This is a genomic window from Areca yellow leaf disease phytoplasma, from assembly GCF_041920595.1.
In genome coordinates, this window is sequence record NZ_CP169277.1 from 351,583 (window position 1) to 352,613 (window position 1,031).

The window sequence follows — 1,031 nt, forward strand, 5'->3', positions numbered from 1 at the left end:
CGTACTTCGTTCAGTTACGGCTTGTTACTCTTTGGTTATTTGTTAAGCTTTTTGATATATTTCTTGGTTAGGGGATTTGATAGCATCAATTATTTAAAACGGGAATTTGTTTTTGTGATAGTGCTTGGAAAATAAAATTATTGATTTTACAAGGATCAGTTAAAGAAAATTTATTTAGCAAAATAAGGAGGGTTTTGGCGTTTGGTTAATTAAATAAAAAATTTGTAATTGAGGCTTGAAAGAGGAATTCTTGCATCCAAAATTACTAAAACAATATCAACAAAGATAAATTATTTTTAATTTGGTCAAGTTTTTCATATGACCGGAAACCAATTAAATGTTTTCATTGTTAAACCTATTTCTTTGTTAAGTAAATTACTCTTTTTCGCTTTGATCTGCACTTACTTTGCAGAAGATAGTATCTAAAACTTTTTTGTAGGAATCTTTTTTCGAGGTCTTATACCAGTTTCAAAAATCTTTTCACTATAAATTTTATAAACTTCTTCTCTGTAATTTTGCAATCAAAAAAGAAACTCTATTTGATGATAAATAAGTTCTAGAGGGTTTAGTTAAAAATTATTTTTTAAACCAATAAGAAAAGGATTGAAAATCTGATATTATTAAAAGTATTAGTTACTTTGGCAACTTTAGCGATACTTTTGAATGTATTTTTTTAACAACCATTTCTCTAATTCTACAAAGATTCTTTTTAAAGTCATTTTACGAAACATTCTCAAAATTTTGTTTTGAAATACTTTGTCAACTCTTTGATTTATGTAAAACATCAAAATAGCTTTCATCAATGGTAAGTTCCAGATAGGGATATTTGGAGCTAGGGATAAAATTGGCTTGAGATTTCTAAAATTAATTCTTGGATAGAAGTTATCAAGAAGAAAATATTATCCAGTGTCTTTATCTTTTTTCATTTTCTTTGAAATCTTTTCTTAGCTTCAATTAATTTAATTATTTCTTGTTGACTAACATCTGTTTTAGTCTATGACTGCATAAAGTTTTCACACAGCAATGCAATG